The sequence below is a fragment of the Thorsellia kenyensis genome (assembly GCF_042432445.1).
Lineage (GTDB): Bacteria > Pseudomonadota > Gammaproteobacteria > Enterobacterales > Thorselliaceae > Thorsellia > Thorsellia kenyensis.
On record NZ_JBHLXE010000015.1, the window covers coordinates 1 to 873 of the forward strand.

Here is an 873-nt window from a genome sequence, read left to right on the forward strand (position 1 = left end):
GCATAGGCGCTGCGACTAAAGTTTGACAGCAAGTGCAGGTGTACTTAATGCGCTTAGTACGAATGACAACAATTTTAGCTGGAATAAAATCAACTTTTTCAGAAATTGCTTCACCCATAGGCGTCATTTCACTAGAGCATGTTTTACAGGTTTTATCCTCTAAATCAATAATACGATCTTCCCTTGGTAAATCGGGATTGATGACTTTACGACCACGTGATCTTTTTGGGGGAGTACTCGACTCAGCTTTTGCTGGCGCATCCTCAGATGTGCCTAGAGTAGCTTCAGTAGAGTCACATGAGTGAGTACTTTCAATAAAAGAAGCGAGTTCAGAAAACTCTTCTTCTGTAAATAGATTGAATTGTTTATCATTTACTTCACTTTTACGGGCAAATGTTCTCATCATCATTGCTTTGAGTTTTTCTTCAGCAAAGTTGTAGCGTTTGAATAAATCAACCACGAGCGCAATCAGCTGCTCTTTATCGAGTTGCTTAATTTCCTCTATATTGAATGGTTTTGATTGATTTTTCATAGGTGTAATTACACCAAAATTAATCACTTAAATAAATAAAAAACAACAACTTATTTAACTTTTAAGTGATAAGAAATGACGATTTTTAGTGTTTAAAATTAGCTAAATTTAACCCTTCAATTTTAGAAAAATCGAACCCTTTACACAGCCAATTAAATTGCTCTTGTGTCAAAATCAGTTCAGATTGTTCAGTTTGAAATTTAGGGAAATTACCTTGGTGTAATTTGCGTTGACATAACCAAATACCATGTGAATCAATACTGATTAATTTGAAGATACTGCGTTGGCGATTGGTAAAAATAAATAGCGCACCTGAGAAACATTTGTTTGGGAAATTAACC

At 34.8% G+C, this 873-nt stretch carries 2 protein-coding genes; both read right to left on the reverse strand.

Annotated elements, in window-relative coordinates:
* Positions 1–532, reverse strand: a 532-nt coding sequence (locus tag ACFFIT_RS01440; protein ID WP_385875713.1) for an IS66 family transposase zinc-finger binding domain-containing protein, incomplete at its 3' end; no start/stop codon positions are given.
* An 85-nt stretch (positions 533–617) separates the two neighbouring features.
* On the reverse strand, positions 618–873 hold a 256-nt coding region (gene tnpB, locus ACFFIT_RS01445; RefSeq protein WP_385875715.1), incomplete at its 5' end, for an IS66 family insertion sequence element accessory protein TnpB.